We start from the raw sequence: 21,580 nt of genomic DNA on the forward strand, positions 1-21,580 counted from the left end.
AGGAAAGGAGCCCGCCATGAGCATCAGCACCGCGGTCCACCGGCTTCTCGCGCTGTTCGCACGCGATGCCTCCGCCCACTGCGACACCGAGAACGGCCCAGCCGCCACCGACGGCCGCCGGGCGCTCGAGAGCGGGAACGTCAACATCGCGCTCAAGTGGGTCCAGCCCAGCGACGAGAACGAGATCCGGGCCGCTTTCGACAAGGTCCTGCGTGTCCGTGCCGCCGGCGGGGAGGCCCGCGAGGTGGCCGACCGGTGGTTCCTCGAGACCCTGGTCAGGGTTCACCGGGCGGGCGAGGGCGCCGGCTTCACCGGTCTCAAGCCCGCCGGCGAAGGCGTCACCGCGCAGGTCGCGGCAGCCGACGAGGCGCTGGACCTCGGCAGCATCGAGCCGCTGCGCGGACTCGTCGCCGACGACCGCTGGGACGAGCTCGAGCGCCGGTTCGATCGGGCCATGGCGCTCAAGGGCTTCGACACCGACGACCTGGACGCCGCTCGCGAGTACATGGACGCCTACGTCCGGTACTTCAAGTACGCCGAGGGTCACGAGCACGAGCACGGGCACGCGCACGCCGGGCACCACTGATGTGCCGGCTCACCAGGGTTCGGTCACACTCGATGGCGCCGACCCTGTCGGACGGGCGCTTCGCACTCACCAGGTCGCTCCGGCGATCGACCCCGATTCACCGGGGAGACCTGGTCGTGGTGGACCATGCCGAGACGGGCGGGCGGATCGTCAAGCGCGTGATCGGCCTACCGGGGGAGACCGTGGAGATCGACGGCGGCGCGGTTCGGATCGACGGCGTGCCGCTCGACGAGCCGTACGCCTCGCCCTCTTACTATCGCGGCATTTTTCACGTCCCCGCCGGGCACTACCTCCTGCTGGGCGACAACCGCGATGCTTCCGACGACAGCCGCACGTGGGAGCAGCCCTACGTCGAGCGGGCGGTGCTGACCGACCGACTGGTCGTAGTCCGCAATCCATTCGTCTCCAGGTCCCGCTGAGTCGATCGCGCTCCTCAACCCTCGCCCTTCGACGGTCCGGCGGGTGGCCGTAGGAGGGGCAGCGTCGGAGATGCCTTTATGCCGCGCGAGGCGTCGCCACGAGCCGTGCCTGCTGCACGTCCGCCAGGATGTTGATCCGCCGCTGCAGATAACGCGAGCTCAGAGTTGATACGGTCGTACCAGACGGAATGGTGAGCGTGCCCAGCACAGACGCCGGATGGTGGCTCACGTGACAGGCCACTGGGCTCGATGACATTCCACCACCTACTCCGCACGAAACCCGCGCACCGGGAATGCTCGGACCGCGACCACTGTTGCGCCCAGAGTCAACGACATCGTCGAAGAAGAGGTGCAGCAGTGAACATCGGGATCATCGGAGCGGGATTCATCGGCGGAACACTCACTCGTCGGCTCACCGAACTGGGACATGAGGTACGTGTTTCGAATTCTCGCTCACCCGAGACCCTTTCGGAACTGGCTGCCGAGACCGGCGCCACGGCGGTGTGGGCCGCCGAAGCCGCACACGACGCCGACCTCGTGATCGTGTCCATCCCGCAGAAGAACACCCCTCACCTGGCCGCCGGCATCGTCGACGCACGCAAATCGGGCGCACCGGTCATCGAGACCAACAACTACTACCCGCAGCAGCGCGACGGGAAGATCGAGGCGATCGAGAACGGCACCCCCGAGAGCGTGTGGGTGTCCGAGCAGATCGGTGCGCCCGTCTACAAGGTCTTCAACGGGATCTACTGGAAGCACCTGCTCACGAAGGGGCGCCCGGCCGGCGCCGAGGGCCGGATCGCACTGCCGATCGCCGGAGATCACCCGGGCGGAAAGAAGATCGTCTTCGGCATCGTCGACGAACTCGGCTTCGACCCGGTCGACGCCGGATCGCTCGCCGAGTCGTGGCGTCAGCAGCCGGGAACACCCGTGTACGGCAAGGACTTCGGCGTCGACGACACCATCACCGCACTGGCTGAGGCCTCGCCCGAGCGCACCGGGGAGTGGCGCGCCGCCTGACGTGCCGTCGGTCACCGCCGCTTCGGACGCACCCCGGGCTTCTTCCGTGCGCTCTTCCCCGGGATCTTCCCCGCGGACTCCCGCGCGGCACGCTTCGCGGCGGCCTTCTCCCTGGCCGATCGTTTCGGCGCCGGTTCGGATTGCCCCCGCGACGAAGTCGCCTTGCGACCGCGGACGATTCCGATGAATTCGTCGGCCAACTCGGTGGTCGGATCGGGCCACAACAGGCCGACGGTGCCGGTCGGCGCGTCGGACACCGGACGGTAGACGAGATCCTTGCGGTGATGTAGTCGCGCCAGGGACTGAGGCACGAGAAGGACACCGATACCGGCGGCCACGAGTTCGATTGCATCCCCGGTGGTTTCCGGACGGTGGTCGATCGCGGTGCCGGGACGACCTCGATACGCGGCGTCCTCGCTCCGCTCGGTCGGCGCTACTCGGCCAGCAGAACCACCCGCGTCCTCGCTCCGCTCGGTCGGCGCTACTCGGCCAGCAGAACCACCCGCGTCCTCGCTCCGCTCGGTCGGCGCTACTCGGCCAGCAGAACCACCCGCATCCTCGCTCCGCTCGGTCGGCGCTACTCGGCCAGCAGGGTCGACGAATCCCGACACCGGTTCGTCGAGTGGCCACAGGAACTGCTCGTCGGCGAGGTCGGCCAGCGTCAACTCGTCACCTGCAGTGAGCACATGATCCTTAGGAACCACGACGACGGTGGTCTCCTCATACAGCTCGATGGTGTGATGCGGTCCGGCCTCGCCGTGACGCAGCGCGTCGGGCAGGCGCGTGATCGCCATCTGCACACTTCCCTGTCCGATGGCGTCCGCGCACTCGGCAACCTCGAGGGCGACCAGCTCCAGCGGGGCGTCGGGTCGCCGCTCCTCCCAGATACGGACCCACTTGCCGGGGGTCACGCCGGGGACGTACGCCAATCGAAAGGCCGGAGACCCGGAAACGCCTGCCCGGTCGGGTGTGGTCACGACCAAAGGCTACCGCCCGATACCCTGGGGCAATGAGCTCGCAGTCGATGAAGCCGGCCACCGCCGCCAAGAAGCTGGACGTCTACCTGCCGGCGACCCCTGCCGAGTTCCGCGACGGTTCCATCACCCGCGCTGAACTCGCCGCCCTGCAGGCCGACCCACCGGAGTGGCTGAAGACCCTCCGCGCGGAGGGACCGCACCCGAAGAACCTGGTCGCGGCCAAGCTCGGCGTCTCCAACTCCGCTCTGGTCCGCAACGGGATCACCGAGGCGCTGACCACCGCGCAGATCAACGAGCTGCTGGCCGAGATGCCCGAGTGGCTGGTCGCCGAGCGCGCCACCCAGGTCGAGGTCCGGCGTGAGGAACGACGCGTCAAGTCGCTCCACGAGGACCAGCGCCGGGACCGCGAGGAAGCCGAGAACCCCGAGGACTGACCAGGCGGATCCCCTCCGGCTACCGCACCGGCCGCCGCCCCGGCACGACGAGTCCGCATTCATACGCCACCACCACCAGCTGTGCGCGGTCCCGCGCACCGAACTTCGTCATCGCCCTGTTCACATGGGTTTTCGCGGTCAGCACACTGATCTGCAGGTGCTCGGTGATCTCGGCGTTGCCGAACCCCTCGGCCATGTGGACGACCAACAACTGGAAAGAGGTTCCGCTCCAGACCAATCCGGGCGGACTCCACATCGTCGCCCTGGTGGGTGCCGCGGCCCCGGTCCCGTTGCGCTGACCTCGATACGCGGCGTCCTCGCCGCGCTGGGTCGTCGCTACTCGGCCGACAGGGGCATGACCCTGCACCCAGTCATGGGGCGCGGGTCATCCCGACAACCGCTCGTCGAGCATCGTCGTGAGGTCGTTCGCCAGCGCTCGCGAGTCCGCGGTCACCAGCACTCCGTCGCGGACCACCCAGCGGCCGCCGACCATCACGTCGCGGGGTCGTCTGCCGGGCCCCGCCCAGAGAAGACCGTCGAGCGCGTCCGGGACGCCGGCGTCAAACACATCGGAGCAGTCCCACACGCACAGATCCGCAGCCGCGCCGGGACGTAGGTGTCCGAGCTCGGGGCGGCCGAGGCCCGTGGCGGACCCCTCGGTCGCCATCGCGAGACAGTCGCGGGCCGACACCGGGTCGCCGATCAGTCCGGAGACCTGCATCGCCAGTCGCGCATCCGCGAGGAGGTGGCCGGCATCGTTGCTCCCGCCGCCGCTGGTACCGAGCCCGATGCGTACGCCGGCGCGGCCGAGGGCGGCCACGCGGGCGACACCCCACCCCATCGGCACATCACACCCCGGCGCGTGGGTGGCGTGGGCACCCGACCGCGCCACCAGATCCAGTTCGTCATCGGTGATCTCGCACAGGTGCGCGACGGTGACATCGGCGGCCAGCCAACCCCAGTCGTCCAGTAGTTCCAGAGGGCGCCGGCCGTACCTCTCGGCGGCGATCTCGACGTCGATCTGTTCGTTGGCCTGAGTTCGACGACGCAGTCCGAGACGTGCTGCAACTTCGGACAGTGCCGCGAAGGTCTCCGGCCCGTCGGCATGGACGCCCGACGGACCGACGGCGAGCTGGGTGAGGCCGTCGGGTGACACACCGTCGGTCGCCCCGGCCAGGTGAGCGTCGTGGATGTCGACGACCGACTGCGCGGCGGCATCCGGGTCGTCTCGGGCGGTGCCGCGTACGAACACGATCCGTCCGCCCAGGCGGCGGGCCGCGCCGATGGTCGCGCCCGCCATCGCGACCGGGTCCTGATCGCGCGGCCAGGTGAGGTGGTGGTCGGCGACCGTGGTCACCCCGCACAACAGGGATTCGGCGACGCCGACTCCAGCCGCGGCGGCGGTGAGCTCGGGGTCCACCGCGGCCTCGGTGTAGCGCCGCGCCATCCTCGCGAGCCAGTCCCGCATCGGCAGGAATCGACCGTCCGGACGTGAGCGGAAGGCACTCTGCAGTAGGTGATGATGGGCATTCACCAATCCAGGCGTGATCACGCACCCCGAGGTGTCGACGACCTCGGCATCCGATGGTCCCGGACCCGACGCGATGACCGCGCCGTCGACGACCACCGGGCCACGCGACACGGTACCGCCGTCCACCAGCACCGCTTCCGCCCCGGCGAGAACGATCGGACTCACAGCTCGAGCACCAGACGCCCGCTGGTACAACGGGATACGCAGATCATCATCGACTCGTTCTCGGCGCGTTCCTCCGGCGAGAGCACCGCGTCCCGATGGTCGACCTCACCGCTCACCACCCCGGTCTCGCAGGTGCCGCACATCCCCTCGCGACACGACGAGGGCGCCACCACCCCGGAGCCGTCGAGGGCTTCGAGGATCGTGCGGTCCTCCGGAACCGTGAGCGTCACCCCGGACATCGCCAGCGACAGCTCGAACTCCCGGTTGGGAACACTCTCCGCGATCGCCGCGGTGAACCGCTCGGTGAACGAGTCCACCGCCGGTTGCGGTGCACACGCGTCGGCGACCGCGTCGAGCATCGCCGCCGGACCGCAGGCGTACACCGCGGTTCCCCGGGCCGACCCGGAGAGCGCATCACTCAGAGTCAGCCGGCCCGCCACGCGCGACTCATGCACGATGACGTGGTCAGGATGAGCCGAGACGAGGTCGTCGACATACGCCATCTCCGCCCGCGTTCGCCCGATGTACAGTAGTCGCCACGGCCGGCCCGCCGAACGCGCCTCGTCGATCAGCGCGAGTATGGGGGTGATCCCGATCCCACCCGCCACGAACACGTACTCCAGCGCGCGGGTGAGTGCGAAATGGTTCCGCGGCAAACTGATCCATGTCTCATCACCCACCGCGAGGTCGTCGTGCACCGACACCGAACCGCCGCGTCCGTCGGCCCGGCGCTCGACCACGACCCGGTAGACCCCGGGATCGGCGGGACACAACGAGTACTGGCGCACCACTCCCGAGGGCGCGACGAGGTCGACGTGGGAGCCCGCCGACCAGGCGGGGAGTGGGTCATCGGACACGGCGGTCAGGACGAACTCCTCGACACGCTCGGCGACCGGCCTGCGAGCGGCGACGCGCACACGTAAGGGTTGCGCACGACCAGGAGAAGACGTTGCAACCCCGGAGGAAGACAGGGACATCGGGGGACTCCTCGATTCGGCGAGGCCCGTCCGGCTCCCAGCCACAGGAACCACACCCTCACCGACAGCCGCGACGATCGCTACGCCGACGCCTGCACCACGATCAGATGCGCGACATCAGGGCCGACCAGTCGCCACCGATGAGGAATGCCGCCAGCGTAGTAAAGGCTGTCGCCGGTTCGCAATTCGACGATGCGTCCGTCGGACAGATCGACCTCGATCTCACCGGAGACGACATGTAGCCACTCATCCTGCTCGTGCCGGTAGAAGTCGCCGAATTCCCTTGTACCCAAAGCATGTTCCTGGGGATAGAACGCCGCGTCACCGTTCACCAGCAGACGGGCATGCCCGGCGTCGTCCCCCGTCTGCGGGAGCACGGCACCCTGATCGGCGCGCACGATCTGCGCGCCCGGGGGTGCGTCGGCCGGGGCGTTCCCGGCCCGGCCCGGGTCCGCGGCGAGCATGAGACTCACCTGAGTCGTCCCCAGCGCACGGGCGATACGCTCCAGCGTCGTCATACTCGGCCGCGCGTACCCGCGTTCCAACTGCGACAGGAAGGAATGCGAGATGCCAGCCTGTGCAGCGAGATTCGCAAGGGTCGTATCCTGCTGTTTTCGTCGCCGTCGGATCTCGGCACCCAGCGACGCCTGCGCCGCATCCGGCTCCTCCAGTGCCATTCGGTGCACCTTTCACACTCCGGCGTTGGTTACACATCCGCAGCCGTGGTTAACAGCGAGGCAACAACACGTTCCTATATTCAGGGGTGTTGACGTGGTCAACAATTATCACGAAACCGCTCCCGCCGATCCCAGCCCCGGCGGAACCACCGAGACCGGCGCACCGAGGCGTCGAGATCGATCTCTGCCGCACAGCCCACGAGCGCAACGTCGCACTCACGTCCAGAACCACCGGCCGCCAACGGAGTTCACTCATGCAGGACACCCCGCACGGACCCGTGCACGGCATCACCGCGTCGTTGACCGACGGCACGCTCGCCGATGTCGAGCTGCTGTCCGGTCCCGACGGGGTGGTGCGCGTGGCGACGATCGCGCCCGTCTCCGACCGGAACCCACGAGACCACACCGCCCGGGCCGACCCGCGGTGGCTCGATCTGCGCGACTTCGTCCTCACCGCGTCCGCCGCCGAGCCGCACGCGCACCTGGACAAGGCCTTTTCGTGGACAGAGCTGAATCCGCCGCTCGGCGACCTCGACGCGGCGATCACGGTCTGGCGAGCGGGGAGCGTCCGTCTCGACGAGGAGTCTTTCCGCCGGCGGGCGACGCGGGCGATCACCGCCCTGCTCCGCAACGGGATCACCGCCGTCCGAACACATGTCGACGTGCCGCCCGGCCCAGATCCGCTCCGGGCCACCCGGGCGCTGGTCGGCGTCCGGGAGGCCATGCGCGACCTGGTCACGATTCAGATCGTCGCGCTGGCGAATCCGCTCACCCCGACCGAGGTCGTCGTCGAGGCACTCGACGCCGGCGCGGACCTGGTGGGCGGAGCACCGCACATCGCCGACGACCCGCGCGCCGAGGTGGCCCGGCTGGTCGGCCTCGCCGAATCCCGCGGAGTCGGCATCGACCTGCACACCGACGAGTTCCTCGACGGCGACCACCACACCATCGACCACTTCGCCGACCGCGTCGCCGACTGGCCCGCGGATCGTCTCCGAACCGCCGGACACTGCTGCCGTCTCGACACCATGCCTCTCGACGAACTGGAACGGGTGGCCGACGCCCTCGCCCGCGCATCGGTGTCGGTGGTCGCATTGCCGATCACGAACCTCTATCTCCAAGGACGGCAAGGACCGTCGAAAGGCCGGCGCGGCATCACCGCGATCGACGTGCTCCGCGATCGCGGTGTCCTCGTGGCCGCCGGGGCCGACAACATCCGCGATCCGTTCAACCCGGTGGGACGCGCGGACCCGCTGGAGACCGCGTCACTCCTGGTCACCGCCGGTCACCAGAGTCCCTACGCGGCAATGTCACTGGTCACCGACAACGCCCGTACCGCGCTCGGCCTACCCGTCGCCGGACCCGTCGTCGGGGCACGTGCAGATTTCCTCGCGGTCCGGGGCACCGACGTACTCGACACCATCGCGACCGCCCCCGCGGACCGGGTGGTCCTCGTCAACGGTTCGATCGTGGCCCGCACCGAGACCACCACCTGGACCGCAACCCCGGCCGAGTCCCGCGCCGGCGCCACTGATCACGCCACACCGGCTCCCTATGTCCTGGAGACGTCATGACCCCATCAGCGTCGATCCCCTCAGCGCCGACCCCGTCGGCCACACCACTCGAACTCGGTCATCCACTCGTCGGTTTCGAGCACGCCGAATTGACCTATCCAGACGGAACCCATGCTCTGCGGGACGTCAACCTGACCGTCCGGGAAGGCGAGTTCGTCAGCGTCGTCGGCCCCTCGGGATGCGGTAAGTCGACCCTGCTGCGACTGTCCTCCGGTCTGGAGACGATCACCGACGGGTACATGCAGTGCGGCGCGGACCGTATCGGTTACGTGTTCCAGGACGCCACGCTCCTCCCCTGGCGGTCGGTCGCCGACAACGTCGCCCTGCTCGGCGAACTCGACGGTGTGCCGAAAGCGGAGCGGCGTCAGAGGATTGCCGCTGCGCTGGAGACAGTGGGCCTCAACGGTTTCGAGGATCATCTGCCGCATATGCTCTCCGGCGGCATGCGCATGCGTGTGTCGCTCGCCCGGTCGCTCACCCTCGACCCCGACCTGTTCCTCTTCGACGAGCCGTTCGCCGCGCTCGACGAGCTGACCCGCGAGCGGCTCGGGGTCGAGCTCACCGAGCTGTTCGCCGTCAAACGCTTTGCGGGCCTGTTCATCACCCACTCCGTGGCCGAGGCAGCATTCCTGTCCACGCGGGTGCTCGTGATGTCCGGGCGTCCCGGCACGATCGTCGACGAGATCGAGATCCCGTTCGACTTCCCACGCTCTCCGGACCTGCGTTTCGAGCCCGAGTTCGCCGCGATCGCCGGTCGGATCTCCCGCTCGCTGAGGGAGGCACACTCATGACGGTCCCCACGGGCACCACGCCCGCCGCCGACACCACGGCGGTCGTCGACACCGGCTCGACCACGGAACTTGCCGTCGCAGCCGCACGCAAACGGCGACGACGCTCCCGATCGTTCGTCTCGTTCGCGGCGCCACTCGTCGTGCTGGGCATCGTGATCGGCCTCTGGTACCTCGTCACCTACGCAATCCTCGACGAGGGCAGGCGTTTCCTCATGCCGGCTCCGCACCGCGTGGTCACCGACGGCTTGCTCGGCAGTGCCGCGCCGTCGATGTGGGAAGCCCTCGGCCGGACGACGACGGTGGCCCTGACCGGTCTGGCCATCGCCGCCGTCATCGGCATCGTGTGGGCGGTGGTGATGTCCCAGTCGCGCATGATGGAGACCGCGTTGTTCCCCTATGCGGTGGTGTTGCAGTGCATACCGATCCTGGCGCTGGTTCCCCTCGTCGGCTTCTGGTTCGGGTTCGGTTTCAGCGCAAGGGTTTTCGTGTGTGTGCTCATCGCACTGTTCCCGATCGTGTCCAACACTCTCTTCGGTCTGCGGTCGGTGGATCGGCAGATGCGCGACCTGTTCGCACTGCATCACCCGAGCCGGCTCACCGTGCTGCGCAAACTCGAGTTCCCCGCGGCGATGCCCGCCATCTTCGCCGGACTCCGCATCTCCGCCGGCCTGTCCGTGGTGGGTGCGATCGTCGGCGACTTCTTCTTCAAACAGGGGAACCCCGGCATCGGCATCCTCATCGACAACTACCGGTCACGACTGCAGTCCGAGGAACTGTTCGCCTCCATCGTGCTCGCGTCGTTGCTCGGGGTCGCCGTCTTCTGGCTCTTCGGCCGGCTCGGCAACCGGATCGTCGGCCGCTGGTATCAGCGCTGACACGCCCCGCCCCACCCTGCTCGTCCCGTTCATCCCTGTCCGTCCCCCGACCGTGATCGGCTCTACCGAAAAGGAACTCATGAACACACACGTCTGGCGTCGCCTGTCCAAGGCCACCGGGGTGGTGGCCGTCGCCGCGGCCGTCGCCTTCACCGCGGCCTGCGGTTCCGACGACACCGCCGAGTCCTCCGGCTACACCGGTCCGATCGGTCCGGTCGACCTGAGCGCGAACTGCCCGGACAAGGTCGTCATCCAGACGGACTGGAACCCCGAGGCCGAGCACGGCCACCTGTATCAGCTGCTCGGACCGGACCCGGTGATCAACGCCGGCAACAAGCGGGTGACGGGACCACTGTTCGACCGCGGCCAGTACACCGGCGTCGACGTCGAGATCCGCGCCGGCGGACCGGCGATCGGCTTCCAGTCGGTCACCTCGCAGATGTACTCCGACCCCGAGATCCTGCTGGGCTACGTCGACACCGACCAGGCGATCCAGAACTCCGAGTCGAACCCGACGGTGGCCGTCATGGCTCCGCTGGACATCAGCCCGCAGATGATCATGTGGGACCCGGCCACCTACCCGCAGGTGAAGGGCATCGGCGACCTCAAGCCGGTCGATGCGCGCGTGCTCTACTTCGAGGGCGCCACCTACATGGACTATCTGACCGGTTCCGGCGTCCTGTCACCGGATCAGGTCGACGGCAGCTACGACGGCACGCCCGCGAACTTCGTCGCCGCCGGCGGCAAGACCGCCCAGCAGGGCTACGCCAGCTCCGAGCCCCAGCTCTACGAGGAGGAGGTGGAGGGCTGGAAGAAGCCGGTCTCCTACCAGCTCGTCCACGACGTGGGCTTCCCCACGTACAAGTCCGCGATGGCCGTCCGCGCAGGCGCTCTGGAGGAGAACACCGCCTGCCTCGAGCAGCTCGTCCCCGTCCTCCAGCGCGGCGTGGTCGACTACCTCGCGTCGCCCGAGGCCGCCAACAAGGTCATCCTCGACGCCGTCGAGCAGTACGACACCGGGTGGGTCTACACCCAGCGCAACGCCGACTACGCACTGGAGACCATGGCGCAGCTGAAGCTCATCGGCAACGGCCCGAACGGCACGGTCGGCGACTTCGACACCGCACGCGTGCAGCGGGTGATCGACGTGACCACCCCGATCTTCGACAAGCAGGGCACCCCCGTCGTCGAGGGCATCACCCCGGACACGGTCTCGACCAACCGGTTCATCGACACCTCCGTGGGGTTGCCGTCGTGACCTCCCCGGTGATCGCGGTCGGCACCGACGACGGACGACCCGACTTCGGTGCGGGCGACGTCGACGCGCTGGCCGACGATCTCCTGTCACTTCTCGGGCCGCGCGGGATCAGCACGCTACCCCGCGCGCTGGAACGCGCAGGCCGGGACGGATCGGGGATGAGCCCGATCCTGTCCGCGCAGGATCTCGGGACCCCCGACCTCGTGTGCTACCCGCGCACGGCGGAGGTGGTGCCCGCGATCGTCCGCGCGGCGGTCGCCCGGGGCGTTCCGATCACCACCCGCGGGAAGGGCACCGGCAACTACGGGCAGGTGATCCCCCGGTTCGGCGGTCTCGTCCTGGACATGACCTCGCTCAACGGGATTCACGAGATCACCGATCAGACGATCACGGCCCAGGCAGGTGCGCGGATGATCAACCTGGAGCAGACCGCCTGGGGTTCCGGAAGTCAGCTGTGGATGTACCCGTCGACGGTGCAGTCCACGCTCGGCGGCTTCCTCGGCGGCGGGTCGGCCGGCACCGGCACGATCGTGCACGGTCGCAATCACGAGGGTTTCGTGACGGCGCTCGACGTCGTCTACGGCACCGAGGACGCCGAACTGGTGCACCTGGAAGGTGCTGACGCACAACCTTTCGTCCACACCTACGGGGTGGCGGGTGTCATCGTGAACGCCTCGGTGCGCGTCGAACCACTCCAGGAGTGGCGCTGTCTGTACGCCAGCTTCGGGTCGACCCGGGAGGCCTTCGACGCCGCCCACCGGCTCTCGTCGGTCGAGCCGAGACCGCGACTGCTGTCGGCGGACGGTCCCACCGTCGTCGAGGCGCTGCCCGCCGACCCCGCCTTCGTGCGGGGTCGCGCGAATGTACGCGGAATCATCGACGCGAGAGCACTCGAGGAGTCCACCGATCTCATCGCCCGCGCCGGCGGCCGGGTCGAAGCGGTCCGCGAGGGCATCGCCGAGACGATCAAGCTGTCCACGCTGTCCTACAACCATCCGACCTGGTGGCTGCAGAAAGCGCAGCCGGACAAGTGGTTTCACATGGAGGTGCGCGGCGACGCACTGGTCACCCGCCTCGAGGAGGTGGAGAAGGTCTACGAGGGTGGGATGCTCCACCTCGAGGTCGGTCACGGGATGATGTTCGGGATGCTCAACGGGATCTACCGCAACCCACAGCAGGTCATCGACGGGGTCGCCGCCCTCGAGGAACTCGGGGTCGGCGTCCACTCACCTCACCAGTGGTACGTCGATCTCGACGCCGAACGCGTGCAGACGCTCGCGGCCCGGACCGACCCGAAAGGCCTTCTGAATCCAGGGAGGTGGATGTGACCGCAGCGTTCGGGTCCCGCCGCTACGCCGAACTCACCACCGCCGAGATCGACTCCGCACTCTCCCGGCACTCGATCCTCGTCCTGCCGACCGGCGCGATCGAACCGCACGGCGCGCATCTGCCGCTGGCGACCGACCTCATCGTCGCCGAGGCCGTGTCGGCCGCCGTCGTCGCACGCGGAGCCGCAGCCGGACATGACGTCTGGCTGCTCCCCGCACTCGGTTACACCAAGTCCGACGAGCATGCCGCACTCCCCGGCACGATGTGGCTGCGACCGTCCACTCTGTTCGAGACGATCGTGGACATCGGGTCGTCGATTGCCGCGACCCCCGCACGACGGCTGCTGTTCCTCAATGCGCACGGCGGCAATTCGGCACTGATCGAGGTGGCGGCACGTGAACTGCGTCGACGCTTCGGCCTGCAGACGTTCTTCACCTCCGGGCCCGGTCGGGCCGGTCCCACCGAACGAGGACTGGGAATCCATGCCGGGTGGGCCGAGACGTCGATGATGCTGCATCTGCGACCGGATCTCGTCCAGATGGACAAGGCCGTCGCCGCGGTGGCCGACGCAGTGGCCGATTCGAACCACGTCGGCTTCACCAAAGCCGTCAAGTTCGGTTGGCTGTCGACCGATTTCGCCGAGTCGGGGGTCATCGGCGACCCCACCGGGGCAGACGCCGCCATCGGGGCGGAACTCTTCGAGGAGCGCGTCATCGCCCTCGTGGATGCGCTCGCCGACATCGCGACCTTCGACCCCGGACGGGTGCGGCGATGATCACCAGCGGGGTGGAGTTCGGAAGTGATTGTCCCCCCGAGGAATACCGCACCATCGATCCCATGGTGTTGCTCCGACGCTGGCTACCGCCCGCCGACGCCGCACCCGCACTCATGGCGCTCTCGACTCTCGGGCGCGACGGGTATCCGCGCGTGCGCCACGTGCTGCTCAGTGACGCCGACGACGCCGCGGTGTACTTCCACACCGACAGCCGGTCGTCGAAGGTGTCCGAGCTGGCCGAACTGCCACGGGCCGGTATCGCGGTGGCATGGCCGCAGCGGGGACGCCAGGTGGTCGCGCACGGCACCGTGCGCAGGCCGACGGAAGACTCTCTCCGCGAGACCTTCTCGCGCCGTACCCGCTACCTGCAGCTGCTCGCCTGGTGCAACGATCACGAGATGTCGGCACTGCCCACCCACGATCGACATCGACGATGGGCGGAGTTCGACGCCACCCATCCGACACTGAGCCCGCCGGACACGTGGACGGGTTTCGCCATCGACATCCGCGAGATCGCTTTCTGGCGCGGCGATCCGGACGGCCCCTCGCAACGGGTCCGCTTCACCCGCACCGACCATTCCTGGACATCGGAGGTTCTTCCCGGATGACGGCCACGACCTTTCACAATGCGCTGATCCTGCCGATCGCGGGAGACAAGCCCTGGTTCCGGGGATGGCTGACCGCGGACGCCGGCGGGCGGATCTCCGGCATCGGCGAGGGCGCCCCACCGGCGGATGCGCCGGGAGTGCGACACGACCTCGAGGGATGTTTCCTCGCACCGGGTTTCGTGTCGGGTCATAGCCACATCTACACCGGCGGCATGCGCGGTGTCGCCGCGGACAGCCCGCTCTACGAATGGGTGTCCCGCAACAGCCTGATGCTGCTCGGCGCCGAAGCCGACGACCTCTACTGGATGACCCTGGCCGGCGGCCTGGACCACCTGTCGTCGGGTATCACCTCGGTGTACAACTTCACCCAGTCGCGGGTGATCGCACTGTTCGACTACGAGAAGTCGGTGCTCCGCGCCGAACGGATCCACCCCGCCGAGTTCGTCAACCGCCAGGTCGACGGGTTGGCGGCGTCGGGTATCCGGTTCGTCACCAGCGTGCGACTCGACGACGAACAGCTCGCCGAGGACGAGGCCTTCCACGGATTCGACGAGGTCATGCGACATCTCGGCACCGTCGACCCGGCCCTGAACCTGGGTGGCTCGGTGTACGGCTCCGTCCAGTGGTCCTCCGCACCGGTGACCGCCGAACGCGAACGCGCCCTGATGGATCGGTACGGCATCACCAACCAGGCCCACTTCGTCGAGACCGCGGAGCAGATCGACATCCAGCAGGCCAAATTCGACTGGTACGACGCCGCCGGTGTACTCGGCGCCGATTTCGCGTTCGGTCACTTCGTGCATCCGACGGACCGGATGGTCGCGCGTGTGCGCGACACCGGTTCGTCCGTCGTCTGGCAACCGATGTCCAACGGTCGGCTCGGCTCCGGCATCGCCGACATCCCGCGCCTCCTCTCCGACGCCGTCACGGTCGGCATGGGTGTCGACGATCAGTCCTGCACGGACGTGTCGGATCCGTTCGAGAACATGCGCACCGGGCTGTTCCTGCAGCGCGGTCTGCGCAGCGACGCCGCGGTGCTGTCCCCGGCGGACGTACTCGCCCTGCACACCATCGGATCGGCCACCGCGATCGGGGTCGCCGACCGGGTCGGCTCCCTGGAGGTCGGGAAGTACGCGGATCTGGTCGTCGTCGATCCGTACTCACCGCACACCGGGCCGATCTGGGACCCGGTCGCCACCTACGTTCTCGGATGCGGACTCCGGAACCTGCGTGAGGTCTTCGTCGGTGGCCGGTCGGTATGGGCACGCGGCGTATCGGACCCGACGCGGTCCGAGGCCGATCTCGAACTCACCGAGCGGATGATCCGCTCGGCGGCCCGCTCGGGGATTCGCCCGGCCGTCTCCCCGCCTGCCGATCGCGCCCGGACTCTCGCCATCCGAAGCAGCTGAACTGACCTTTCGCGACCACCCCCGTCGACGCACGTCACACACGCCCAGCCGCGGTGGCCGGCGCCGCCCCGTGGCGTCCGAATTGCGCAATTAGTCCCAGAATTCACCCTCGTTCGCGTGACTAACGGGAGCGTGCAGGTCACCCTTGTCTTCGTGCCGGACTCGGGGGCCTGTGCAAAAGTGGTACTCAGTAACTAGTGTTAGTCACTAACACATGTGGCGGCGACGCTGCATGTCACTCGATCGGTCGGCACAGACGCCGGCCTCTGGGCTCGAAAACCGAAAGGGTTCACCACGCCATGGCGTCGTATCTGTTCAAGCTCGGGAGGTTCTCCTTCCGGCACAAGTGGGCCGTCATAGCGGTCTGGCTGATCGCGATGATCGCGGTCGTCTCGCTCGTCGGCGTGCTGAAGCCGAAGTTCGCCCAGGACTTCAGCCTGCCCGGGACCGATTCGGGCACCGCCACCGAGCAGGTGCAGGAGTACTTCCCGCAGGTCATGAAGGAGCAGGAACGCGCGTCCACGAGCATCGTCGTGGCCGCGAACGACGGCCTGCAGAATCACACCGAGCAGATCAACAAGCTGGCCGAGGATCTCCGCACGCTGCCGGACGTCATCGCCCCGGAGACCGTGGTGAACCCGGTGATGGCTGCTGCCGTCGACCCGGCCGTCGCCGCATCCGTCCTGGGCGACAACGGTCGCGTCGGCTTGATCCAGGTCCGTCAGAACATCACGATCATGGATCTGACGACCGAGAACAAGGAACAGCTCGTCAAGATTCTCGACGAAAACCGCGGCAATGGTCTGCAGGTCGAGGCCACCGGCGCGCTGATGCAGGTGATGGAACAGGGCGGCGCCGCCGAGCTGATCGGCTTCGCCATCGCGTTCGTGGTCATGATCGTCGCCTTCGGCGCCCTGATCGCCGCGTTCATCCCGCTGGTCACCGCCATCGTCGGCGTGGCGATCACCATCATGTTGCTCACCCTGTCGGCCGAGTTGCTCTCGATCAACCAGTCGGCGACCGCGATCGTCACCATGCTCGGCATCGCCGTGTCCATCGACTACGCGCTGTTCATCGTGTCTCGGTACCGAGCCGAACTGAGCCGGGGCGGTGATGCGGCGGACGCTGCCGGCCGCGCGGTCGGAACGGCCGGATCGGCCGTCGTGTTCGCCGGCCTCACGGTCATCATCGCGGTCGTCGCCCTCGTGGTCATCGGCATCCCGATCATCACCCAGATGGGTGCCGGCGCCGCCGTTGCCGTCCTGATCGCAGTGCTTGCCGCACTCACCCTCATCCCCGCTCTCCTGGGTGCCTTCGGTCGTCACGCCTTCCGTCCGAAGATCCCGTGGATCAAGCACGCCGAACAGTCCGAGGACGGCGACACCCTGGGCGTCCGCCTCGGCCGCACCGTCGTCAAGGCGCCGATCCCGTTCATCATCATCGGACTCCTCGCACTCGCCGCGGCGGCCATCCCGGCCACGAAGATGGAACTGGGCCTGTCGCTGTCGACCGAGGACGAGGCTCCCGCGCAGGCATTGCTGAGCAAGGGTTTCGGTGAGGGCATCAACGGCCCGCTGCTCGTCATCCTGCACGACGACGACGCCCCGATCGCGCCCGCCGCAGACGACGCCGTCAAGCACATCTCCACCCTGAAGGACGTCGTCAACCCCGAGTCGCTCACCTGGATCGGCAACGACGGCGGACAGAACGGCAACACCGCACTGATCACCGTCACGCCGAAGAGCGCACCGTCCTCGCCGGCGACCCACACGCTGATGGAGAACATCCGTGCGTACGCACCGGTTGTCGACGAGCAGGGCGCCGAACTGCATGTCGGTGGACAGACCGCGATCATGTCGGATCTGTCGCAGAAACTCGACGACGCGCTGATCCCCTATCTGATCGTCGTCGTCGGTCTGGCGTTCCTCATCATGATCGGCGTCTTCCGCTCCCTGTGGGTGCCGCTGATCGGCACGCTCGGCTTCATCTTCTCCGTGCTCGCGACCTTCGGCATCACGGTCGCGATCTTCCAGGAGGGCTGGTTCGGCATCATCTCGCACACCCAGCCGATCATCTCGTTCCTGCCGATCTTCCTGATCGGTGTGGTCTTCGGTCTGGCGATGGACTACCAAGTGTTCCTGGTGACCCGAATGCGCGAGGAGTACATCCACGGCATGACCGCCAAGGAGGCCATCGTCGCGGGCTACCGGCACGGCGCCCGTGTGGTGACGTCGGCGGCGATCATCATGATCAGCGTCTTCGCCGCGTTCATGCTGTCCCCGGAGACGACCGCCAAGATGATGGGCTTCGCCCTCGCCTCGGCAGTCCTGTTCGACGCCTTCGTGATCCGCATGCTGGTCGTCCCGGCCGTGATCGCCCTCCTCGGCGACCGCGCCTGGACCCTGCCGCGCTGGCTCGACAAACTCGTCATCAACTTCGACATCGAGGGCGAGTCGGTCCGCCACCGTGGACTCGAGGATCCCGACGACACGAAGACGCCGGTACCGGCGGGCTGACCGTGTCCACGGCACGATCCCACACCGACGTCCCGGGCAACCGCCCGGGGCGTCGGCCCGGGTTGCGCGAGCAGCAGAAGATGCGTACCCGCAACGCCATTCGTGAGGCCGCCCTGCACCTGATCTCCGAACAGGGCTACGCGAAGACGACCGTCGAGCAGATCGCCGAGGCCGCCGGTGTCTCCCACATGACGTTCTTCCGCTACTTCCCCACCAAAGAGCAGGTGGTCGTGGGTGGGGAACATTTCGAGGCCGAGGCTCGTGCGATCGTCGAGTCGATGCCCCGAGGCCTCGGGCACTTCGACCTCATCCGCCGGCTGTTCACCGAACTGGACCGCCTCACCGCCGACGATCCGTGGGTGGGCAATCCCCTACGGATGCAACTGATCCGATCGGAACCACTGCTGCAGAAGACCTTTCACGTCGAGGTCGAGCGAACGATGGCCGGGATGCGACAGCTCCTCGCCGACTATCTCGGCCGCGACGCCGACGACTTCGCGCTCGGAGTGTTCCTCGACGCGGTGGCCGGCGTGACCTTCCGCCTCGCGGCCCAGGCCGAGGAGAGTTCCACGCAGCCGCAGATCGAAACGACCCTGCGGGCCATCGACCTTCTCGAGCAGGGGCTTCCGCTCGACTGATCCCTCTGAAAACAGCCCCTGAAGAGCACCCACCACAGCCGACCCGGCGACATATATTGTCGACGGCCGGCCTGAGGAGGGTCGATTTCAGGGGCACATTTCCGGAACGGCTTTCTCGAGCGTTTCCGAATGTCGCAGTGCGCCGGTGCGACCCGACCTACGATGAGCTGATCCGCGCAGGAGGGCTCAGCATGCGACTCACCCGACGCCTCCAGATCAGGCTCTGGCCACGCACTCTCGCGGTTTCTGCACTGACATTCGCCCTCACCGCGACATCGCTCATCGCAGCCTCGCCACCGACGGCCCGGGGTTTCGCCGAGGACATCTGCTACACGCCGGGGGCTCCACCGCACAGCTGCGGACCGCTGCCGGTCGCCTGCCCACCCGACAACCCGAACGATCCGATCTGCGGGGCACGCGCATTCCTCCGTTACGCCTACACGCTTCGCCAGCCGCTCGGCGGGCGCAGTCTGGTGCACACCGACTCGACCTACATCATCGCGCGCAAGGTCGGATTCTCCGTGCGCGACGCCTACTGGATCGCCGCGTACAGCGAGGCGACCGACCTGGGCACCTTCGTTCCCCGTGACATGCGCGGGAATCCTCTCCCGAACGCTGGAGCACTCACCACGAAGGACATCGGCGGCCTCGTACGCACCCACTTCGCGACCGGCGGCTTCCTGTTCCACTTCCTGCCGACGATGCGCGGACCCCGAACACCCCAGCCGAACGGGTTGCGGCCCAACGTGAACGACCCGCGGCACGAGGTGATGCTCACCCACATCCGCAAGTGGGCGATGGACGGCCCGGGCAGCGCCGCACCGCTGTGCACCGGCGGTTTCACGAACCGCACGGCCACCGGCGACTACGCCACCGGCGCAACCTGTTACGGCGGTGAGCAGCCTGTTCCGATCAACGGTCAGTACAGCCTCGTCGATCCGATCGACATCCCCTTCCAGAACATGACCGGCCGCCAGGTCATCTCCGACGGGGTGACCTCGGACCGGTTCGACTCCTACATCGGCAACCAGTCGGCCAATGCGCGGACCGGCATCTACATCCACGCGCTCGGCGACCGCATCTCGCACCACGTGTGCACCGACGAAGGACGCATCACCCCGCCGACGCCGCGCCAGCGCGCGTTCGACATCGACCTGTTGGTGCCGGGATGCGATCAGGGGCCGCACGCGGTGCGCCACGAGTTCGAAACCGGAGTGGACTTCGGCAAGCTCGAGCAGCAGGACCGCACGACCGAGGCGACCCTGTCCATGGTCTACGACGAGCTGGTGAACTTCGCCCGCCTCCGCGGCACCCTGGACCCGTCGGCGACCACGCCGGTCGTGAAGACCGCGGTCGTGACCAACGGCCTGCTGCCAGCCCTCGAGCGCCGCAACCCGGAAGCCCGTCTCCGCGCGGTCACCTCGGTCGGCTGTCGTCTCGGTGTGCCGGCCTTCCCCGGTAGCCCGGCCTGCTGACACCTCCTCCTCCGCCGGGGGCCGCCTCAACGAGTCCGGCAGGGGGCACCCCGACGCCCCGGCCGTTCGACCGGCGAACAACCTCTACGATCGGGTAGTGATCTCGGACAGCGCCGCCCGTCCCCGCACGACTCCCGCACGTCGCCCGCGGCGACGGACCCTCTCACGGTTGCTGGCGCCGCTGATCGCGACCGCGGCCGCCGTCGCCGCCACCGCTGCACTGGTCGCGCCCACGCAGGCCGCACCGGCGAAACCCGCGCCCGCGCCGTTCCCGATCGGCGACCTGGCACGGCTGTACCCGTCGGACGTCTCCTCATTCCCGGGCGGCATCTACCTACAACCGATCGAGACGTTCAGCGCGCTGCGCCGGGACCATCCCGAGATCATGGCGCAGAACCTCGACAAGGTCGTGGCGATCAACCAGGCCGCGGCCGACGATCCCGCCCTGCAGCGACGCGCCCTCACCGACGCCCACGACGATCCGCTCGTGACGATGTCGGATGCGTTCGGGCAGCAGCTCGGACGCCACTTCCGGGACGCACTGGCCGCCGGCCGGCTGCCCAAGACCAAGGCGATCTTCAGTGACTACCTGGCACGCGGTGGCGGCCTCGCCAACACGACACTCGTCGAGAAGTACGTGTTCGACAACGACCGCCCGTTCGTCGTCGCCCCCACGCGAATCCGGAAGTACACACGCGCCGGCGCGAACGAGTACGACGCCCTCGGAACCAATCCGTCCTTCCCGTCGGGACACGCGGGCATGTTCTTCTGGCGCGGAACCCTTCTCGCGCTGATGCTTCCCGAGTTCGCCCCGCAGTTCCTCACGCGCGCTTCCGAGGGTGGATATCACCGCATCGTCCTCGGTGTGCACTACCCGCTCGACGTGATCGGGGGTGCGATGGTCGGGCAGGCGGCGGCCGCCGACCGGTGGAACGACCCGGGCTTCAACCGACTGCTCCGCGCGTCCGCCACCGAGATCCGTCGTGAACTCGAATGGCGTTGCGGCGCCCCGCTGCCCATCTGCATCGAGCAGGACACCCCGTATCTGACCGACGCCGAGGCGAGGCGCATCTACACCGATCGCCTCACGTACGGCTTCGGTCGCGTTGCCTCACCCACCCATCGGATGGTCGTTCCGCAGCAGGCCGTCGACATGATCGCACCGGCCTTCCCGTCGCTGTCGGACGCGCAGCGTCGCCAGATCCTCGTCGCGACCGCACATCCCGCCGGGTACCCACTCGACGACCAGCGGCCGGGACGCGCCTCCTGGCAGCGACTCGACCTCGTGCGGGCTTACACCGCGCGCGTGACCGTCGACCGCGACGGCGACGTCACCGTTCACTGACGACCCGCTCCACTTTTCTTACTGAATCGTTTGCCCCACTGCGCGTTGCGAACTCGCCGAACGCGCCAGTTCGGCGTGCCGATTGGACCAGTGTGAGTCCAGTTTGCCGGAACAGCTTGACACCGCCGTAAGGATACGGCTAATTTTCGGGTGGTCCACGTCACACCCGACGGGGACTCACCGCCCGTGACCAGGGCGGAC

Annotated in this window: 21 protein-coding genes; 16 read left to right on the plus strand and 5 right to left on the minus strand. The window is 68.0% G+C overall.

All coding sequences use genetic code 11. The annotated features are described in order from the left end of the window. Positions 1-16 precede the first annotated feature (16 nt). The 3 genes from NWF34_RS17440 (at position 17) to NWF34_RS17450 (ending at position 2,025) form a co-directional block, all read left to right on the plus strand. Positions 17-586, plus strand: a complete 570-nt coding sequence (locus NWF34_RS17440) for a DUF6448 family protein (protein WP_024497376.1) — start codon at positions 17-19, stop codon at positions 584-586. Beyond that, on the plus strand, positions 586-1,005 hold the full coding sequence (gene lepB / locus NWF34_RS17445; RefSeq protein WP_081712367.1) for a signal peptidase I: 420 nt from the start codon (positions 586-588) through the stop codon (positions 1,003-1,005). Before NWF34_RS17440 ends, lepB begins: the two co-directional genes overlap by 1 nt. 249 nt (positions 1,006-1,254) lie before the next feature. After that, entirely contained in the window at positions 1,255-2,025 is a 771-nt protein-coding gene (locus NWF34_RS17450; protein WP_159406000.1) for an NADPH-dependent F420 reductase, read from the plus strand. Positions 2,026-2,036: 11 nt separating this feature from the next. Here the strand turns inward: NWF34_RS17450 and NWF34_RS17455 are convergent, their stop codons facing one another. Beyond that, on the minus strand, positions 2,037-3,008 hold the full coding sequence (locus NWF34_RS17455; protein ID WP_191834545.1) for a LysR substrate-binding domain-containing protein: 972 nt from the start codon (positions 3,006-3,008) through the stop codon (positions 2,037-2,039). A 41-nt stretch (positions 3,009-3,049) separates the two neighbouring features. Between NWF34_RS17455 and NWF34_RS17460 the strand changes: the two genes are divergently transcribed. Beyond that, positions 3,050-3,436 (plus strand): DUF5997 family protein, encoded by a 387-nt coding sequence (locus NWF34_RS17460; protein WP_024497380.1) that lies wholly within the window; start codon positions 3,050-3,052, stop codon positions 3,434-3,436. A 19-nt stretch (positions 3,437-3,455) separates the two neighbouring features. On the opposite strand, the gene NWF34_RS17465 is transcribed toward NWF34_RS17460, so the two are convergent. The 4 genes from NWF34_RS17465 to NWF34_RS17480 form a co-directional block, all read right to left on the minus strand. Next, complete coding sequence (locus NWF34_RS17465) at positions 3,456-3,632, minus strand: response regulator transcription factor (RefSeq protein WP_375295681.1); 177 nt, start codon at positions 3,630-3,632, stop codon at positions 3,456-3,458. Positions 3,633-3,821: 189 nt separating this feature from the next. Continuing rightward, positions 3,822-5,132, minus strand: a complete 1,311-nt coding sequence (locus NWF34_RS17470) for an amidohydrolase family protein (RefSeq protein WP_024497381.1) — start codon at positions 5,130-5,132, stop codon at positions 3,822-3,824. Continuing rightward, entirely contained in the window at positions 5,129-6,109 is a 981-nt protein-coding gene (locus tag NWF34_RS17475) for a PDR/VanB family oxidoreductase (protein ID WP_159406001.1), read from the minus strand. Before NWF34_RS17475 ends, NWF34_RS17470 begins: the two co-directional genes overlap by 4 nt. Before the next feature lie 80 nt (positions 6,110-6,189). Next, a complete protein-coding gene (locus NWF34_RS17480) occupies positions 6,190-6,786 on the minus strand; it encodes a helix-turn-helix domain-containing protein (RefSeq protein ID WP_159406002.1) in 597 nt (198 codons plus the stop codon). Between the two features lie 254 nt (positions 6,787-7,040). On the opposite strand from NWF34_RS17480, the gene NWF34_RS17485 reads away from it, so the two are divergent. From NWF34_RS17485 to NWF34_RS17540, 12 genes are all read left to right on the plus strand, one after another. Then, positions 7,041-8,360: an amidohydrolase family protein gene (locus tag NWF34_RS17485; RefSeq protein WP_159406003.1), complete on the plus strand. Its 1,320-nt coding sequence runs from the start codon at positions 7,041-7,043 to the stop codon at positions 8,358-8,360. Further along, positions 8,357-9,151 carry an ABC transporter ATP-binding protein gene (locus NWF34_RS17490; RefSeq protein WP_159406004.1) on the plus strand — a complete coding sequence of 265 codons (795 nt, stop codon included), beginning with the start codon at positions 8,357-8,359 and terminating at the stop codon, positions 9,149-9,151. The genes NWF34_RS17485 and NWF34_RS17490 overlap by 4 nt, the downstream gene beginning before the upstream one ends. After that, a complete protein-coding gene (locus NWF34_RS17495; protein WP_159406005.1) occupies positions 9,148-10,026 on the plus strand; it encodes an ABC transporter permease in 879 nt (292 codons plus the stop codon). Before NWF34_RS17490 ends, NWF34_RS17495 begins: the two co-directional genes overlap by 4 nt. Before the next feature lie 79 nt (positions 10,027-10,105). Continuing rightward, positions 10,106-11,284, plus strand: coding sequence for an ABC transporter substrate-binding protein (locus NWF34_RS17500; RefSeq protein ID WP_159406006.1), 1,179 nt, complete (start codon positions 10,106-10,108; stop codon positions 11,282-11,284). Beyond that, a complete protein-coding gene (locus NWF34_RS17505) occupies positions 11,281-12,612 on the plus strand; it encodes an FAD-binding oxidoreductase (RefSeq protein ID WP_159406007.1) in 1,332 nt (443 codons plus the stop codon). The genes NWF34_RS17500 and NWF34_RS17505 overlap by 4 nt, the downstream gene beginning before the upstream one ends. Then, positions 12,609-13,388 (plus strand): creatininase family protein, encoded by a 780-nt coding sequence (locus NWF34_RS17510; protein WP_159406008.1) that lies wholly within the window; start codon positions 12,609-12,611, stop codon positions 13,386-13,388. The genes NWF34_RS17505 and NWF34_RS17510 overlap by 4 nt, the downstream gene beginning before the upstream one ends. 62 nt (positions 13,389-13,450) lie before the next feature. Continuing rightward, positions 13,451-13,996 carry a pyridoxamine 5'-phosphate oxidase family protein gene (locus NWF34_RS17515; RefSeq protein ID WP_309148646.1) on the plus strand — a complete coding sequence of 182 codons (546 nt, stop codon included), beginning with the start codon at positions 13,451-13,453 and terminating at the stop codon, positions 13,994-13,996. Next, positions 13,993-15,405, plus strand: coding sequence for an amidohydrolase family protein (locus NWF34_RS17520; protein ID WP_258325639.1), 1,413 nt, complete (start codon positions 13,993-13,995; stop codon positions 15,403-15,405). Before NWF34_RS17515 ends, NWF34_RS17520 begins: the two co-directional genes overlap by 4 nt. A 299-nt stretch (positions 15,406-15,704) precedes the next feature. After that, positions 15,705-17,921 (plus strand): MMPL family transporter, encoded by a 2,217-nt coding sequence (locus NWF34_RS17525; RefSeq protein WP_159406011.1) that lies wholly within the window; start codon positions 15,705-15,707, stop codon positions 17,919-17,921. Between the two features lie 2 nt (positions 17,922-17,923). Further along, positions 17,924-18,559: a TetR family transcriptional regulator gene (locus NWF34_RS17530; protein WP_159406012.1), complete on the plus strand. Its 636-nt coding sequence runs from the start codon at positions 17,924-17,926 to the stop codon at positions 18,557-18,559. 191 nt (positions 18,560-18,750) lie between these two features. Beyond that, entirely contained in the window at positions 18,751-20,034 is a 1,284-nt protein-coding gene (locus tag NWF34_RS17535; RefSeq protein WP_201450630.1) for a hypothetical protein, read from the plus strand. A gap of 181 nt (positions 20,035-20,215) precedes the next feature. Next, entirely contained in the window at positions 20,216-21,379 is a 1,164-nt protein-coding gene (locus NWF34_RS17540) for a phosphatase PAP2 family protein (RefSeq protein ID WP_159406030.1), read from the plus strand. Positions 21,380-21,580 lie beyond the last annotated feature (201 nt).

Source organism: Gordonia sp. GONU, assembly GCF_024733855.1.
Classification (GTDB): domain Bacteria; phylum Actinomycetota; class Actinomycetes; order Mycobacteriales; family Mycobacteriaceae; genus Gordonia; species Gordonia amicalis.

Bases quoted from the DNA above. Each gene is read 5' to 3' on its own strand.
- NWF34_RS17440 (WP_024497376.1), top strand. From the start codon at position 17: ATGAGCATCAGCACCGCGGTCCACCGGCTTCTCGCGCTGTTCGCACGC.
- lepB (WP_081712367.1), top strand. From the start codon at position 586: ATGTGCCGGCTCACCAGGGTTCGGTCACACTCGATGGCGCCGACCCTG.
- NWF34_RS17450 (WP_159406000.1), top strand. From the start codon at position 1,255: ATGACATTCCACCACCTACTCCGCACGAAACCCGCGCACCGGGAATGC.
- NWF34_RS17460 (WP_024497380.1), top strand. From the start codon at position 3,050: ATGAAGCCGGCCACCGCCGCCAAGAAGCTGGACGTCTACCTGCCGGCG.
- NWF34_RS17465 (WP_375295681.1), bottom strand. From the start codon at position 3,632: ATGGCCGAGGGGTTCGGCAACGCCGAGATCACCGAGCACCTGCAGATC.
- NWF34_RS17475 (WP_159406001.1), bottom strand. From the start codon at position 6,109: ATGTCCCTGTCTTCCTCCGGGGTTGCAACGTCTTCTCCTGGTCGTGCG.
- NWF34_RS17480 (WP_159406002.1), bottom strand. From the start codon at position 6,786: ATGGCACTGGAGGAGCCGGATGCGGCGCAGGCGTCGCTGGGTGCCGAG.
- NWF34_RS17485 (WP_159406003.1), top strand. From the start codon at position 7,041: ATGCAGGACACCCCGCACGGACCCGTGCACGGCATCACCGCGTCGTTG.
- NWF34_RS17490 (WP_159406004.1), top strand. From the start codon at position 8,357: ATGACCCCATCAGCGTCGATCCCCTCAGCGCCGACCCCGTCGGCCACA.
- NWF34_RS17495 (WP_159406005.1), top strand. From the start codon at position 9,148: ATGACGGTCCCCACGGGCACCACGCCCGCCGCCGACACCACGGCGGTC.
- NWF34_RS17500 (WP_159406006.1), top strand. From the start codon at position 10,106: ATGAACACACACGTCTGGCGTCGCCTGTCCAAGGCCACCGGGGTGGTG.
- NWF34_RS17515 (WP_309148646.1), top strand. From the start codon at position 13,451: ATGGTGTTGCTCCGACGCTGGCTACCGCCCGCCGACGCCGCACCCGCA.
- NWF34_RS17520 (WP_258325639.1), top strand. From the start codon at position 13,993: ATGACGGCCACGACCTTTCACAATGCGCTGATCCTGCCGATCGCGGGA.
- NWF34_RS17525 (WP_159406011.1), top strand. From the start codon at position 15,705: ATGGCGTCGTATCTGTTCAAGCTCGGGAGGTTCTCCTTCCGGCACAAG.
- NWF34_RS17535 (WP_201450630.1), top strand. From the start codon at position 18,751: ATGCGACTCACCCGACGCCTCCAGATCAGGCTCTGGCCACGCACTCTC.